This window comes from Mucilaginibacter sp. UYCu711 (assembly GCF_050433825.1).
In the GTDB taxonomy this organism is placed as follows: Bacteria; Bacteroidota; Bacteroidia; order Sphingobacteriales; family Sphingobacteriaceae; genus Mucilaginibacter.
Genome location: NZ_JBNPWM010000003.1, coordinates 375,612 through 391,560, shown reverse-complemented (window position 1 = coordinate 391,560; position 15,949 = coordinate 375,612). Strand labels below are relative to the sequence as shown.

Genomic DNA, 15,949 nt, shown 5'->3' with positions numbered 1-15,949 from the left:
TTAATTTTGTTTTATACCCAATTATACCATGGATAGCGTTGCTTATCAGTCTGCCAATAAAATACGTTTTGTTACCGCTGCTTCATTGTTTGACGGGCACGATGCTACCATAAACATTATGCGCCGCATACTACAAGCAAGCGGCGCCGAGGTGATACACCTGGGGCATAACCGCAGTGTTGACGAGGTGGTAAACTGTGCCATACAGGAAGATGTACAAGGCATAGCCCTTACCAGCTACCAGGGCGGGCACGTAGAGTATTTTAAGTATATGCATGACCTGTTAGCCGAACGCGGCGCGGGCCATATCAAAATATTTGGGGGCGGCGGCGGAGTGTTCCTTCCGCACGAGATCAAGGAACTGCAAGATTACGGTATCAGCAAGATCTATTCGCCTGATGATGGCCGCACCATGGGTTTGCAAGGCATGATCAACGATATGCTTCGCCAATGCGATTTTAAAACCGTAACACATCTTAACGGCCAATTAAAACATTTAGGCGACAAGGATGCGCATGCGATAGCAAGCTTGATAACGCTTGCCGAAGCTGGCACAGCAATACCTGCTACTGCAACTGTGCCTATTACCAAAACTATCCCCGTCATCGGCATAACCGGTACCGGCGGCTCGGGTAAATCATCATTAGTTGATGAGCTGGTGCGCCGTTTTTTAATGGAGACAGATATTACGCTGGCTATTATTTCTGTCGACCCAAGCAAGCGTAAAACCGGTGGTGCATTATTGGGCGACCGGATCCGGATGAATGCCATTAACAGCCCGAGGGTTTATATGCGGTCGTTAGCTACGCGGCAGGCCAATTTGGCTTTGAGCAAGCACGTGCAGGAGTCGGTTGATATTTGCAAGGCAGCTGGGTATAATTTGATCATTGTCGAAACATCGGGCATAGGCCAGAGCGATACGATGATCACCGATTATTGCGACCTGTCACTATATGTAATGACACCCGAATTTGGCGCGGCATCCCAATTAGAAAAAATTGACATGCTGGACTTCGCCGATATGGTGGCTCTTAATAAATTTGATAAACGGGGAGCATTAGACGCTATTCGCGATGTGCGGAAGCAGTATAAACGCAACCATAAATTATTTGAGGCAAAGGATGATGAGCTGCCAATTTACGGCACCATGGCATCGCAGTTTAACGACCCGGGAATGAACGCGCTGTTTGCGGCGCTGGTTAAAAAGGTAGCGGTTAAAACCGGGGTTGAATTTAAATTAAAAGACATTATAAGTTTAGGCGATAGCGAGGCAGAGAAGATCTACATTATTCCGCCGGAACGTACACGTTACCTTGCTGAAATAGCCGAAAGCAGCGAAGCCTACACCAAATGGGTAAATGAGCAATGCAAAATTGCGCAGCAGTTATGGCAGGTTAAGGGGGTGATAAGAATTACTAGCCCCTCCCAACCCTCCCCTGAAGGGAGGGCTTTAAAAGATGCTCAATTAAAAGTCTCCCCTACCGGGGGAGATTTAGAGGGGGCTCTTACAGACCTTGAAAACCACCTGGAAGAACAATTGCATTCCGATTGTAAACGCTTGCTGGCTAATTGGCCGCATACCATCGAAAAATATAAAGCCGATAATTTTATTTATAAAGTGCGCGATAAAGAGATCAAGCAACCTTTGTTTTACACCTCGTTATCGCAATTACAAATTCCTAAGATATCCCTTCCTAAATATGAAGCCTGGGGCGATATTTTGCGCTGGCTGTTAACAGAAAATGTGCCGGGCGAATTTCCTTATGCCGCAGGCGTGTTCCCGTTAAAACGCGAGGGTGAGGACCCCACCCGGATGTTTGCCGGCGAGGGCGGCCCGGAGCGTACGAACAAGCGTTTTCACTATGTATCCCTGGGCCAGCCGGCGCATCGGTTGAGTACTGCTTTTGATTCGGTTACGCTATATGGCGAAGATCCGCATGTGCGCCCTGATATTTACGGCAAAATAGGCAACGCAGGTGTGAGCATAGCTACGCTTGACGATGCTAAGAAACTCTACTCTGGATTTGATTTATGTGATTCGTCAACCTCGGTATCCATGACTATTAATGGCCCTGCACCTATGTTGCTTGGCTTTTTTATGAACGCAGCTATCGATCAGCAATGCGAAAAACATATCACCCAAAATAAACTGGAGCATTTGGTTGAGGCTAAGTTTAAGGAGGTTTATGAAGATAAGGGATTGGCCCGGCCAAAATATCACGATAGTAAATTACCAACCGGCAATGATGGCTTGGGTTTAATGTTATTGGGCCTAACCGGCGACCAGGTTTTACCGCCAGACGTTTACCAAAAGATAAAAGCGTATGCCATTGCTACTGTACGCGGTACGGTACAGGCAGATATATTAAAAGAAGACCAGGCCCAAAACACCTGCATTTTCAGCACCGAGTTTGCCTTACGCATGATGGGCGATATGCAGCAGTATTTTATCAACGAAAAAGTGCGTAACTTTTATTCGGTATCTATATCAGGGTACCATATAGCCGAGGCTGGCGCCAACCCCGTTACGCAATTGGCGTTTACCTTATCAAACGGGTTTACCTACTTGGAATACTACCTAAGCCGGGGGATGAATATTGATGATTTCGCGCCTAACCTGTCGTTCTTTTTCAGCAATGGCATAGACCCGGAATACTCTGTAATTGGAAGAGTGGCAAGGCGCATCTGGGCCAAGGCCATCAAGAATAAATATAAAGGGAACGACCGCTCGCAAAAACTAAAATACCATATCCAAACCAGTGGCCGTTCATTACACGCTCAGGAAATAGATTTTAACGATATCCGCACCACGCTGCAGGCCTTATATGCTATTTATGATAACTGTAACTCGTTACACACTAATGCTTACGATGAGGCTATAACTACGCCTACCGAAGAATCGGTGCGCAGGGCGATGGCTATCCAGCTAATTATTAACCGAGAGCTGGGATTGGCTAAAAACGAGAACCCTATCCAGGGTGCGTTTATTATTGAAGAATTAACTGATTTGGTTGAGCAAGCGGTAATGAACGAGTTCAAGAATATCAACGATCGCGGCGGCGTTTTAGGTGCCATGGAAACTATGTACCAGCGCAGCAAGATCCAGGAAGAATCGTTGTATTACGAAACCCTTAAACATAACGGGGAGTACCCGATTGTAGGTGTAAATACCTTCCTCAACAAAAAGGGATCGCCAACTATTACACCGTCCGAAGTTATCCGTGCTACCGAGGAAGAAAAACAATACCAGATAAGCGCATTACACGCTTTCCAGGAGCGCAACGCTGATAAGATAGGTAAACTATTGCATAAACTTCAAAACACGGCTATAGCCGGCGAAAACATCTTTGAAAGCCTGATGGAAGCCTGTAAGTATTGCTCGCTCGGGCAGATCTCGCATGCGTTGTATGAGGTGGGGGGGCAGTACAGGAGGAATATGTGATACCTGCGGCAGAGATTAGTGATTGGTTAATTAGAGATTAGTTGGTTTCGGCAACTAATCTCTAATCACAAACTACTTCTTTCTCAAAAACTCCGTCCGCAATACAATACTCATTCCGTCAATTTTACAGTCAACCTCATCCGGGTCATCAGTAAGACGGATCTTTTTTACGGTGGTGCCTTGTTTTATATTAGTACCGCCACCCTTTACTTTAAGGCTTTTTATTACCGTTACCGAGTCGCCATCGTGCAGTTGGTTGCCGTTACTGTCTTTTACTATGATTTCGTCCATATTGGGGTGTTAAGATTTCGGGGGCAAGTTACAAACTTTTAATTGTGCCAACTGTAATTGAAATATGAAGCGCAGTATGTTTCTAACCATCATATTAGCTATCAGCCTGATCAAAGTATCGACTCAGGATACCTTGTCTATCACTTAAGTAATTTAAAGTATCCGTTCCCAGTAAAACTCTGGAGGTACGGGCTGAAAGTCAAAGCATCCAAATGACCTATAAGGATGTAATGCCGGCAAACCCTAATGGAAAAACCATAGGGTTAAAATGATATTTTTTCTATTTCAACACCTTCGCGATAGCCTTACCCCAAAAATCGCCTAACGCTATCGCACCTTTTTGGTTAGGGTGCAGGTAAAAGATCCCTTGTTTGCCCTGCTCATGCTGGAAATCTGTTTCGGCGTTTTTCTTAAAGTATTTAAATGCTTTTTTATCGCCTATGTAAATTTGTTTAGGGTTGGTTTCCCTATACTCTTTCACCAGTTTATCTATAACCGGGATATAAGTTTGCAAACGGGTAAGCCCCTCCTGCAAGTAGGCAGTGCCATTATAGGTGTTAGGGCTATACCATATAGGGTGTTGTATCACTACCAGGCACCCCGGGAAATCTGCCAATAGCTGGTCGATAATAGACTTCAGATTAGTGCGATAATCTTCCACGGCAACCGGCGCACCGTGGGTTCCTTTAATGGCACTGTCATTAGTGCCAATTTTAATGGAGAATAAAACCTGCGCTTGTTTATCGCCAAAAGCCCTGGCAGCAGCTTTCGGCAGTAATAAAGGCTTTTGTACCCGGCAACCAATCCAGCGTGGTAAAGCCGCTATGGCCCTGGTTTGAGATCTCTACAGTGCCAATATTTGATTGCTCCCTTAAATAATTAGCACAGATCACAGGAGGTGATTGTGTATTTCTGTCAGGCAAACCTGCACCATACGTTATACTGTTGCCAATGAAGACGATATTAATATTGCGCTTTTGCGCAAAGGCAATAACGGCGCTAAACAATACGGCGAAAATTAACAGGGATGCTTTCTTAAAATTCATGAGCGGGCAAATTGGTTACACAATTATAAGCATAAAAAAGCCTCCCGTATATCGGAAGGCTTTCTAAAATATCAAGTTATTGTTACTTGGTAACGTACATTACTTCTTTAACCGCTTTAACTACTTTATCTGCGTTTGGCAGGTACTCTTGTATCAATGTAGGTGCGTATGGCAATGGCACGTCGCCGCCCATAATACGCAGGATAGGCGCGTCAAGGTAATCAAACGCGTCTTTTTGTACTTTAAAGGCTATCTCGGTAGCTATTGATCCTAATGGCCAGCTTTCTTCAACCAATACCAAACGGTTGGTTTTTTTAACAGAGTTAATAACAGTTTCATAATCAATAGGGCGAACAGTGCGTAAGTCGATTACCTCTGCACTGATACCTTCTTTTTCCAATTCGGCAGCGGCAGCGTTAACCACTTTCATGATCTTGCCAAAACCAACTAAAGTAACATCTGTACCTTCTTTAGTTACGGCAGCTTTGCCAATTGGGGTGTAATAAGTTTCTTCAGGAACCATGCCTTTATCACCATACATTAATTCCGACTCCATGAAGATACAAGGATCAGGGTCAATAATACATGATTTTAATAAACCTTTAGCATCTGCAGGGTTTGATGGTACAACTACCTTTAAGCCCGGGCAATTGGCATACCAATTTTCAAAACACTGGCTGTGTTGTGAGCTTAGCATACCAGCATTACCTGTTGGTCCGCGAAACACAATTGGCACCGAGAACTGGCCACCACTCATTGACATGATCTTGGCAGCACCGTTTATCACCTGGTCGATAGCCACTAACGAGAAGTTAAACGTCATAAACTCGATGATTGGCTTTAAACCATTCATGGCCGAGCCAATGCCTATACCTGCAAAGCCCAATTCAGAGATGGGGGTATCTATAACCCTTTTTGCGCCAAACTCGTCTAACATACCCTGGCTAACTTTGTAGGCACCGTTATATTCGGCAACTTCTTCGCCCATCAGGTATATGGTATCGTCATTGCGCATTTCCTCCTGCATTGCTTCGCGAAGTGCTTCTCTGAACTGTATTTCTCTCATCTTGCTAATTAAATGATGTTTTTTGGAATGCAAATATAAGCACTAATGTGTGATTTGCAATTATAGCTTTAAGGAATGTTTTTGTTACAACTTTAGTATTGAATGAGTATATTTGCCCACCCCAACCTTATTATGAAAAAACCAACATCTGCAAATTTCATCTTAGCCTGTTGCTTATTATTTGCTTTTACCGCTAAAGCTCAGCAGCAAATACTTCAAAGTTCTATTGATAAAATAACAAATAGTCCGGGCATCAGTTATAAAGTTTCAGAAATCAACAATGACCCTTTTGGCGGAAGCGATCAGCATTCCGAAATTAAAGTAGCGCAATCCAACCGCCTGGGCGATAATAACTATGAAAGCTACGTGGTTGATTGTGAAGCCAGCTATGGTAAATTTAAGTATGTGGGCAACAGTAAGCAGCAACTTGAACTTTATTTGAAAGACAGCATATACGTTATGAAGCCGAGGGGGACAGATAAGTCGTATGCTGACCCGCTGAATTTTTTGGTAACCGACTTAAAAAGAAAGATCAACGAGACACGGTATACTACTCAAATGTTTTCGGATACCATTATCAATAAAGGCGAGTGTTATCATTTATTTATTGAATGGGAGAATACATCGAAGAAATTGTATGACAGGATACATGTTTTTATAAACAAAAGAGACAACATGATCCTGGGTGTGATATCAGATCAGAAAGGAGAGATGTCAAAAGGAGGGATATCGTTAGGTACTATCCGGATGACGCGCCAGGCCTCATTTTCGGATTATAAATTTAGTGCAAAGGAACCTGGCCCTAAGGACTTTTCTGTTCCGTCCGGGTTTAGGCCCGAGCAAAAAGCATTACCTTTATTAGGCAAAGGCACAACCGCGCCCGGTTGGGAACTGACTTCAACAGAGGGCAAGAAACTCTCGCTGGCAGATTTAAAAGGGAAGGTAGTGTTTGTTGAATTTTTTTCAAATGGATGTGCTGCTGCGGCACTCGCTGTCCCGTCTATGAAAAAGCTTAATGCAAAGTATGATGGAACTGATGTGGTTATTTTAACTATCAACACACAGGATAGCAAGGATGAGGTGTTAAATTTTATAAGTAAAAAAGATATTAAAGCGCCCGTATATTTAAATGGCAAATCAGTTGCAAAAGCCTACAACGTTCACAGCGATCCCAACTTTTATCTTATTAATAAACAAGGCGAAGTTCATTGGTCATCAGAGGGGTATTTTGAAGACTTTGATAATAAAGTAACAGCTACTATTGAAGCAATAAGGTAGTAAACAAAAAAGCGGACCCAGGATGGAAATTGAATAAGCTGGACACTATCTTACTTTCATTAACTCATTAGTTACAACTTGTGCAACAAAGTTAGCAGACGACACTATTGTACACCTATTGTTTGTAATTTTTGTTATATGGACTGTCAAACGAGCGTCTTTAGGCGTGTCAGGATATTTTTTAAAAAAATCACTACTCGGTATTAATATATAAGTACAATCATCACTCCATTTAACATGATATGTGGTGGGGATTTTTGCGCCATCAAAGTATTCTTTTTGTGTAGTCCCGAAGCGTTTAATTATTGTTGTGTGATTCTTGTCAATTAATTTGAAGGTTCCAATCTTGAAATTTTTGCAATTAACAGATTGTGCTTGAACCCGTATATGGAAAAATACATTTAAAATAATCCAGGCTGCCAATACCACCTTCATCTTAATTCTTCCGCTCCCCTTTTAACTTCGACGCTAATTGCACCGCTTTATAAGCATTAACAATACCGCCGGTTTTGCTTAATGTGGTGAAATCAACTTTATCTGTTTTGCTGCCCGGTTTTAAAACCATCGTACCCGTTAACGGTGTGGCCGATTCCAGGATAACCTGTTTGAGTTGTTTAGCGCTTAAGGTTGGGTAATACTCCAACAATAATGCGGCTACACCTGCTACTATCGGGGATGCAAAACTGGTGCCGTCGGCTGTATTAAATTCGGCATCGGTATCAATAGAGGTTACCTTTGCCCCCGGTGCAAAAACATCTACATTCTTTTTGCCATAGTTGCTAAAAGAGGCAGCCAGGGTCTCATCAACTTTAGCGCCGGATGCGCCAACACATACTACGTTATCCGCATCTGTGCCCGATCCGTCTGCGAATGTATCATTCGGGAACTGCGGTTTTTCATCCATATCCTGATTGTCATTGCCCGATGCCTGTACCAGCAGCACATCATGCGCGGCAGCATATTTAAACGCGGCATCAACCCAGTCTTTATGCGGCGAGATCTTTTTGCCAAAGCTCATATTAATGATCTTTGCGCCATTATCAACCGCGTAACGGATCGCGTTAGCAATATCTTTATCATATTCATCACCATTAGGCACGCCTTTAATGCTCATGATGCGCACATTATCGGCAACGCCATCAATACCATAGCCGTTGCCACGTACAGCGCCAATTAAGCCCGCAACACCGGTACCGTGCGATGCATCAGGGGCTTTAATCACGTTGTTGCCATAAGGTTTGCCGTCCTGTACATCCGGGTTATCGCCAACAATGTTTTTGCGCGCGTTAAGATCGGGGTTAATATCGTTGTTAAGCTTGGCTAAATAGTCGCTCAGTTCTTTTATCACTTTGCTGTTGTCGCCATCTACCTGCTCAAACATCTGCGACCAAACACCTTTACTCTGGTTGATGGTGTCATTGGTAGTAGCGGCGATCTTATCCAGATCTTTCTTTGTAAATGTGGCTGATGGAGCTAATTTCAATTCTCTTTTAACATAGCCGCTGGTAACCATTAAGGCATTCATCATCGGCGATAATTGTTGCGACTCGTTAGTTGATTTCGTAACAGTTTCGTCATGCTGGGTTTTTACTTTTATCCAGTATGCATATTCTTTTTCGCTACCCTCGGGAGCGGTTGTAGTGGCACCATATTTAGGTTTAAGGCGATTGTATTCTCTAACCTCTTCGGTAGTTTCAGTATAATCAACTTTGCCGCCCGGGCCGCCTAAAAAGTCCCAGCCATGTACGTCATCAATAAAGCCATTTTTATCGTCGTCCTTACCATTATTAGGAATCTCTTTCGGGTTTACCCACAGGATGCTTTTTAAGTCAGTTTGTGTAGTATCAATGCCACTATCAATAGTAGCCACTACTACTGTTTTGCTTTTTTTGCCTTTTAAAAAGTTGTAGGCATTGTTTAAGCTGATGCCATAAAAGCCATCAGCTTTAAAATCCATTTGATGCCAGTTTTTTGGTGGATCAGCCGGAGGTGCCGTTTGCGCCGTTACATTAAGGCTTAACACTAATGCCGCACATGTAGCGGAACTAAAAATGTACTTCTTAAAATTAGTCATGTATATAAATTTTCTGTAAGATATTATAAATCGAATTTAATTCCTTGTGCCAAAGGTAATTTTGTTGAATAATTAATGGTATTTGTTTGCCGGCGCATGTAAACTTTCCATGCGTCCGATCCTGACTCGCGGCCACCACCTGTCTCTTTTTCGCCGCCGAATGCGCCACCAATTTCAGCACCCGAGGTGCCGATATTAACATTGGCGATACCGCAATCCGATCCGGCATTGGATAAGAACGTCTCTGCTTCGCGTAAATTGCCCGTCATGATGGCTGACGATAAACCTTGCGGAACATCATTCTGCAACGCCAGGGCATCGGTTAATGTTTTATATTTTATCAGATAAAGTAAAGGGGCAAAGGTTTCGTGCTGTACAATATTATAATAGTTTTCTACCTCGGCAACTGACGGACTAACATAACAGCCCGAGCTATAGGCTTCACCGTCTAGCTTATTGCCTTCTATAACAAATTTGGCACCCTCGGCTTTACATTTGGTTATGCTGTCTAAATATAAACTAACGGCATCCTGGTCAATCAGCGGACCCATATGGTTGCTTTCATCTAACGGGTTACCAATCTTTAGCTGCCCATAAGCTTTCACCAGCTTGGCTTTAAAAGCATCGTAAACACTTTCGTGGATAATTAGCCTGCGGGTACTGGTACAACGCTGACCGGCAGTGCCTACCGCGCCAAATACCGCACCTATTAAGGCCATGTCCAGGTCGGCGTTTTCTGTTATGATAATGGCGTTGTTACCACCTAACTCTAACAAGCTTCGGCCCAGCCGTGCCCCAACGGCGGCACCAACCGCTTTACCCATACGGGTTGAGCCGGTGGCTGATATTAATGGCAGGCGCTTATCATTAGCCATTAGTTCGCCAATATTTTTATCGCCGATGATCAGGCATGATACGCCTTCATCTATATTATTCTTTTTAAAAACTGCTTGCGCTATATGTTGGCAGGCAATGGCGGTCAACGGCGTTTTCTCTGATGGCTTCCAGATACAAACATCGCCGCAAACCCAGGCCAGCATGGCGTTCCAACTCCACACCGCAACCGGGAAATTAAAAGCTGAGATGATACCCACTATCCCCAAAGGGTGATATTGCTCATACATGCGATGGTCTGGCCGTTCGCTATGCATGGTAAGGCCGTAAAGCTGGCGGCTAAGGCCAACGGCAAAATCGGCAATGTCAATCATTTCCTGTACTTCGCCCAAGCCCTCCTGCAGGCTCTTGCCCATTTCGTAGGATACCAGCTTGCCCAGGTGTGCTTTATGCTCGCGCAATGCTTCGCCTATTTGTCGAACTATTTCACCGCGCTTTGGTGCGGGTATGGTACGCCAGGTGGTAAAAGCTTTGGCAGCCTGATCAACAACTATATTGTATTCATTTGCAGTCGCCATTTTAACCGTAGCGATCTTTTTCCCGTCAACCGGCGATATAATATCTTTAATAACATTATCAGCCCCGCTGGCCCATATACTACCGCTGCTGTAGGCAGCGTTTATGTTATCTATATGTAAATCTTTTAGGGTATCAGTTATATCAACGCGCATAATCCGTACTTTTGTAATATCAAAGGTAAAAATCTTTAAGGCAATAATTGCCAACTCACCCCACTGGTCCTCAAATGCTTTATGTTAGTAATCAATACTTTGCAAACAGCGATGTTAAAAATGTGTGTATGTTGAAAACTTAATTGCTTTTTAGAATCTTTTACTGGTAATTTAAACACAGCTAAAGTTTTGCAGTCTAACAAAAAACAGATTGTTGAACCAATGTTCTTAGACACTAATTAATGGAAGAAGAATTTGAATTTGGTTTTACCGAAGATCCAAAATTTTCGGTAGAGCGGTACGAGGAAATGATCAGGAATCATGACCAGTACTTTTTTGATGCCCAGGCGTTTGAGAACATTATCGATTATTATATCGAAAAGAACGACCCCGCTAAGGCCCTGCAGGTAGCCGAGTATGCTATTAATCAACATCCCTTTGCCGCAGTATTTTTAATAAAACAAGCCCAGTTGCTGGCCATAACCAACCATACCGGTGCTGCCTTTGCAGCGTTGGATAAGGCGGCTATGCTCGAAGCGTCAGACGCGGATATTTATATCATCCGTGGTAATATGTACGAGAGCATGGAGCGTTATGCCGAGGCGTTGGAGAACTATGAAAAGGCGCTTGACCTTGCCGAAGAAACCGACGAGATACTATTACACATAGCCTACGTTTACCAAAATATGGGCGATTACGAGACGTCCATTACTTACCTTAAGCTTTGCTTAAAGCAAAATATGGAAAACCAGGATGCCCTTTACGAACTGGCTTTTTGCTATGACGTTTTGGACAATCAGGAAGAAAGTGTGCAGTTTTATCAGCAATATATTGATACCGAGCCTTACAGCTATGCCGCATGGTATAACCTGGGTAACGCGTTCACTAAACTAAGTTTGTTTGAGAAAGCCATAGATGCTTATGATTATGCCATCCTGATAAAGGACAGCTTTGCGTCGGCCTACTTTAATAAAGGTAATGCGTTGGTTAACCTGGAGAAATATGCTGAAGCAATAGAAGTTTACCGCCATACTTTCGAATACGAGCAACCTAACGCCGATACGTATTGCGCCATTGGCGAATGCTATGAGAAGCTGGAGCAAATGGATGATGCCCGCGCCTTCTATAAAAAATCAGTTAAAATGGACCCTAAACTGGCCGATGCCTGGTTTGGTATAGGTGTTACGCTTGATTTTGAAGAACGCTATTTTGAGGCACTGCATTTTTATAAAAAAGCTTTGGATATCGACCTGACCAACGCAGATTACTGGTTTGCCATTGCCGATGCCGAATATAAACTGGGCCACATGCAGGAAGCCGAGGATGCTTACGAAAAAGTGGTTGAGCTTAACCCGATGGACATTGACGCATGGTTAGATTATTCATCTATTTTGTATGAAGACAAAAGGTTGGAAGGTGCCATAGAGATCATGTCGGAAGGGATAAAAAATAACCCTGAGGCGGCCGAACTTTACTACCGCATGGTAGCTTACCTGTTTGCCAAAGGCGAATATAATGAAGCATTAAATCAACTGGAGCTGGCCCTGGCAGCCGACCCGGAAAAACACTATATCCTGTTTGATTATTTACCGCAATTGCAGGAAAACAAAGTGATACTTGATATTATTAATCGTTACGCGAAGTAATGATTAAGTTATCATTAAAAAAGCTAAAACGTTTCCCGTTTTAGCTTTTTTTTTAGACTTTTACAGCTAATACAACCCTACAAAAGTATTATGAATTATACGATCAATAATCTTCCGGAGCGCACGCTTAAACCACGGGACAGTGGTATCACTATGGTAATGGATAAGGGGCTGAGCTTAAGACAAGTGGAAGATTTTTTGGAAGTATCAGGCACCTATACAGACATTGTAAAGCTGGGTTGGGCCACATCATACGTTACCCCTAATCTTGATAAAAAAATTGCCATGTACCAGGAAGCCGGCATCCCGGTTTATTTTGGCGGTACTTTATTTGAGGCGATGATTGTGCGCGGACAGTTTGATGATTATTGCCGCATATTAGATAAATATAAACTGGAGCATGCCGAAGTATCCGACGGCTCTATCACTATAGAGCATGAAGAGAAATGCGAATATATACGCAAGCTGGTTAAACAGGTAACGGTAATATCCGAAGTTGGATCAAAGGATGTGCAAAAGATCTTTGCCCCCTATAAATGGATCCAGCTGATGAAAGCTGAAATTGAAGCCGGATCATGGAAAGTTATTGCCGAAGCGCGCGAGAGCGGTAATGTGGGTATCTATCGCGACTCGGGAGAGGTTAGGCAGGGATTGGTTGACGAGATATTAACTCAAATACCAGAGCAAAGCATTATCTGGGAAGCCCCACAAAAAGCACAACAGGTTTGGTTCATCAAACTCATCGGCGCCAATGTAAGCCTGGGTAATATTGCCCCGGCAGATACGATACCATTGGAAACTTTAAGATTGGGTATCAGGAGCGATACGTTTGATCATTTCCTTGGACTATAACGTTTGTCATCCTGGGCATAGCGAAGGATATTATACGCTTTTATAGGTGGGCTGTTTTAGAAGATTCTTCGCTATTCTTAGAATCAGAAAAAAATTAATCTTTCTTTATCTTCTTAAACGAAGGGCCCTCTGGCTTTTTCCTTTTGGCAGGTTTGTCAAACAGATGCGTAACCTTACCAAACAGGCCTTTGGCTTTATCCCATACACTTTCAACAGAATCTTCTGAAATAAAATGAGAAGCTTTTTGTGAAACCAAACCCACTAAAGCTTTAATTATAAAGTTTGAATTTCTGAACAGTGTTTTGTTTAATGCAAAAGGTATTGCAAACCGCGATATCACACCTAAAAAATCCTGTTTAAATATACCGCCGTCTTTTTCATTCGGATCGCCTTTGAATAAAGAAAATACAGTCGAAAATATAGCACCCGGGCTACTAAAGTGGGCGCGTATTGCAGCGCCTTTTTCGCGCTCCAAGCCCTTTAGCCGGTATATTTCGTTCTTCAGATCAGTATGGCTTAAAATAGGAAGCTCAGTCATTATTTCTGTTTTTAAAAATCTTTTTCACAAATGCGTTAGCAATTGGCTTTTCTATAGCGCGTTTATTTATTTTAATAACCGTAGCTATTAACAGGTAGAGTAACGCAACACAGCCAAATCCTTCCCAGTAGGATTGGAATACTTCTGACAGGTAGAAAGCTAACGTAAAACTGGCAAATATAAAAGCCAGTAACATGCTTATAACAACAACAACATCAGCAATTAAGTTGGCAAAAATTGCTGAGCCACCATCAACTGCCTGGTACTTTGCCAGTTTAAACCTTATTTCGGCATATTCCCTAAGCTGATCAAATAACGGTGCCTGTTGTTCTTTTTTGGCTTCTTCTTCCATGAGGTAGTTGGGTTTTGAGTTATGAGTAGAGAGTTTTGAGTAAAAAAACAGCTCAAAACTCACTACTCATAACTAATTTATGCGTGCTCCAAATCGTCCTGGTACTCTTCTTCGGCACCTTTGATTTTTGATTTGATGTTGTCAACAACTTTGTCTTTAAAACCAACAAGGTTGTCAATTTCGGCTGCTGCGGTTTCTTTTATAGAGTCGCCCAGGTTTTTTAATGATTCGCTTAGTTTATCACGGGTTTCTTCGCCTTTGTCTGGTGCAAATAAAATTCCTAATGCCGCTCCTGCTGCAAGCCCTGCAAGTAGGGCCACAACTACTTTTGTGTTATCATTCATATTAAATAAGTTTTTAAGTTGAACATTTGATTTATATAACGACTAAATATCTTGCCAAATATAGTTAATCCAACATTTTGTATATGTTTAGCTGTAATTAAATAATTTTTATTTGCAGCTGCCCTATAATTGTTCACAAAAGTGTTCAACCACCAGGTCAATTGTCCGGGCTTGATTGTATCCTGTCCAGCCTGTCGGCAGCCATCCTGTTGGTTTCATATATCTCTATAAGCAATAAAAAGTAAGATAGCAATAATGGCCCAAATACCAACCCGGTTATACCAAATAAAGGTAAGCCAATAAATACCCCAATAACAGATATCAATGGGTGAGTGTTTGCCACACGTTTATTAATTATCAGGCGCAATGCATTATCAACATTACCTATAAATAAAAGTCCGTAAGCCAATAAAAGAATCCCCTGCAAGTTATGGCCGTCGGCAAATAATAAAAGGCTGGCCGGGATACACAGCGTTGGGGCACCTACCACAGGTAAAAACGAGATAAACGCACCTATTACGCCCCAAAAAACAGGATCAGGTATGCCGAAGATCCAAAACCCGTTAGCCAACAAAGCGCCCTGCACAACGGCTATAATGCCCTGCCCCAATACATTTGAGTAAGTAGAGTTACGTAACGCAACTGCAAACTTTATGGCATACTGCTCCCTGAATGGGGCATAGCGCAGCATCGCCGCCTCAAATTCTCTTATCTGCACAAACATAAAGTATAAAAGAAAGTATAATACTAACAACGTTAATATAATATTTGCGGCGCTGCCTAATAACGACGGAAAGAGGTCGGTTACATACACACCCAATTTTTGCATTGTATTTTCTGCAAAACGGGGTTGATGAAAAGTTGAGCCGGCAAAGGCATCTATTTTTACCACCAGCTGCTGTACGGATGCGGGGTTGGAATTTACTTCGGCTATCTTACCTATCACCATAAAGCTTAAAGTAATAAAAGGCAGTATAATTAAAGTGAGCGATGTAAAGATGATGATCAGGGCGGCGGCAGGCCTGTTCCACTCTTTTTTTTCGACCATATACAAATAAAATGGCCTGAAAATAGTGAACAGCACAATAGCGCCCAATATGGCACTGATAAGGCTGCTTAGCGCGTATAATATAAAGCAGCCCAGCACAATAATGCTGACCAGTATAATATTATTACGCTGCTTATAGTTAAAAATTGACATTTAGTACTGTGTGTAACAAAACTATAAACAAATAAACGCCAAATAGTTTTATTGGGGATTCTTTAAAAGGTCATTTATTTTTGTGACGCTGGTTAGGATAGTGTTCATGCAGAATGTAAAATCTTCTGATGGGTTGGGCGTTTCGTACTTTAATGCCTCTAATGCCATATGGATAGTTGAAAGCTGATTTTTTATATCATGCCTTAACCTGCTCATTACTTCAGCATCAACCGGTCCTTTGCTCATATACACTA

The 15,949-nt window shown here is 42.5% G+C and carries 15 protein-coding genes; 4 read left to right on the top strand and 11 right to left on the bottom strand.

Annotated features, from left to right (window positions below):
- The first annotated feature begins 28 nt into the window (after positions 1-28).
- On the top strand, positions 29-3,442 hold the full coding sequence (locus ABIB50_RS08950) for a methylmalonyl-CoA mutase family protein (RefSeq protein ID WP_429379072.1): 3,414 nt from the start codon (positions 29-31) through the stop codon (positions 3,440-3,442).
- Positions 3,443-3,514: 72 nt separating this feature from the next.
- On the opposite strand, the gene ABIB50_RS08945 is transcribed toward ABIB50_RS08950, so the two are convergent.
- The 4 genes from ABIB50_RS08945 to ABIB50_RS08930 all read right to left on the bottom strand — a co-directional run bounded on the left by ABIB50_RS08945 (position 3,515) and on the right by ABIB50_RS08930 (position 5,845).
- Positions 3,515-3,733 (bottom strand): zinc ribbon domain-containing protein YjdM, encoded by a 219-nt coding sequence (locus ABIB50_RS08945; RefSeq protein WP_429379070.1) that lies wholly within the window; start codon positions 3,731-3,733, stop codon positions 3,515-3,517.
- 280 nt (positions 3,734-4,013) lie between these two features.
- On the bottom strand, positions 4,014-4,394 hold the full coding sequence (locus tag ABIB50_RS08940) for a hypothetical protein (protein ID WP_429379068.1): 381 nt from the start codon (positions 4,392-4,394) through the stop codon (positions 4,014-4,016).
- A 79-nt stretch (positions 4,395-4,473) separates the two neighbouring features.
- Positions 4,474-4,779 carry a hypothetical protein gene (locus ABIB50_RS08935; protein WP_429379066.1) on the bottom strand — a complete coding sequence of 102 codons (306 nt, stop codon included), beginning with the start codon at positions 4,777-4,779 and terminating at the stop codon, positions 4,474-4,476.
- Positions 4,780-4,861: 82 nt separating this feature from the next.
- Complete coding sequence (locus ABIB50_RS08930) at positions 4,862-5,845, bottom strand: pyruvate dehydrogenase complex E1 component subunit beta (RefSeq protein WP_429379064.1); 984 nt, start codon at positions 5,843-5,845, stop codon at positions 4,862-4,864.
- Between the two features lie 132 nt (positions 5,846-5,977).
- Here ABIB50_RS08930 and ABIB50_RS08925 point away from each other — a divergent pair, with 132 nt between their 5' ends.
- Complete coding sequence (locus ABIB50_RS08925) at positions 5,978-7,123, top strand: TlpA family protein disulfide reductase (RefSeq protein WP_429379062.1); 1,146 nt, start codon at positions 5,978-5,980, stop codon at positions 7,121-7,123.
- A 436-nt stretch (positions 7,124-7,559) separates the two neighbouring features.
- Here ABIB50_RS08925 and ABIB50_RS08920 read toward each other — a convergent pair whose 3' ends face one another.
- Together ABIB50_RS08920 and amaB are read right to left on the bottom strand one after the other, a co-directional pair.
- Positions 7,560-9,197, bottom strand: a complete 1,638-nt coding sequence (locus tag ABIB50_RS08920) for a S8 family serine peptidase (RefSeq protein ID WP_429379060.1) — start codon at positions 9,195-9,197, stop codon at positions 7,560-7,562.
- Positions 9,198-9,220: 23 nt separating this feature from the next.
- Positions 9,221-10,762 carry an L-piperidine-6-carboxylate dehydrogenase gene (amaB, locus tag ABIB50_RS08915; protein WP_429379058.1) on the bottom strand — a complete coding sequence of 514 codons (1,542 nt, stop codon included), beginning with the start codon at positions 10,760-10,762 and terminating at the stop codon, positions 9,221-9,223.
- A 242-nt stretch (positions 10,763-11,004) separates the two neighbouring features.
- On the opposite strand from amaB, the gene ABIB50_RS08910 reads away from it, so the two are divergent.
- Together ABIB50_RS08910 and ABIB50_RS08905 are read left to right on the top strand one after the other, a co-directional pair.
- Positions 11,005-12,408, top strand: coding sequence for a tetratricopeptide repeat protein (locus ABIB50_RS08910; protein ID WP_429379056.1), 1,404 nt, complete (start codon positions 11,005-11,007; stop codon positions 12,406-12,408).
- Positions 12,409-12,498: 90 nt separating this feature from the next.
- Positions 12,499-13,260 (top strand): phosphosulfolactate synthase, encoded by a 762-nt coding sequence (locus ABIB50_RS08905; protein WP_429379054.1) that lies wholly within the window; start codon positions 12,499-12,501, stop codon positions 13,258-13,260.
- A gap of 94 nt (positions 13,261-13,354) precedes the next feature.
- Here ABIB50_RS08905 and ABIB50_RS08900 read toward each other — a convergent pair whose 3' ends face one another.
- From ABIB50_RS08900 to ABIB50_RS08880, 5 genes are all read right to left on the bottom strand, one after another.
- Positions 13,355-13,798 carry a hypothetical protein gene (locus ABIB50_RS08900; protein WP_429379052.1) on the bottom strand — a complete coding sequence of 148 codons (444 nt, stop codon included), beginning with the start codon at positions 13,796-13,798 and terminating at the stop codon, positions 13,355-13,357.
- On the bottom strand, positions 13,791-14,150 hold the full coding sequence (locus ABIB50_RS08895) for a phage holin family protein (protein ID WP_429379050.1): 360 nt from the start codon (positions 14,148-14,150) through the stop codon (positions 13,791-13,793). The genes ABIB50_RS08900 and ABIB50_RS08895 overlap by 8 nt, the downstream gene beginning before the upstream one ends.
- 77 nt (positions 14,151-14,227) lie before the next feature.
- Positions 14,228-14,494: a YtxH domain-containing protein gene (locus tag ABIB50_RS08890; protein ID WP_429379048.1), complete on the bottom strand. Its 267-nt coding sequence runs from the start codon at positions 14,492-14,494 to the stop codon at positions 14,228-14,230.
- Positions 14,495-14,651: 157 nt separating this feature from the next.
- Positions 14,652-15,695, bottom strand: a complete 1,044-nt coding sequence (locus ABIB50_RS08885; protein ID WP_429379046.1) for an AI-2E family transporter — start codon at positions 15,693-15,695, stop codon at positions 14,652-14,654.
- A 48-nt stretch (positions 15,696-15,743) separates the two neighbouring features.
- The gene (locus tag ABIB50_RS08880; RefSeq protein ID WP_429379045.1) at positions 15,744-15,941 is read right to left on the bottom strand and encodes a hypothetical protein; all 198 of its coding nucleotides are present in this window, start codon (positions 15,939-15,941) and stop codon (positions 15,744-15,746) included.
- Between the last annotated feature and the right edge of the window lie 8 nt (positions 15,942-15,949).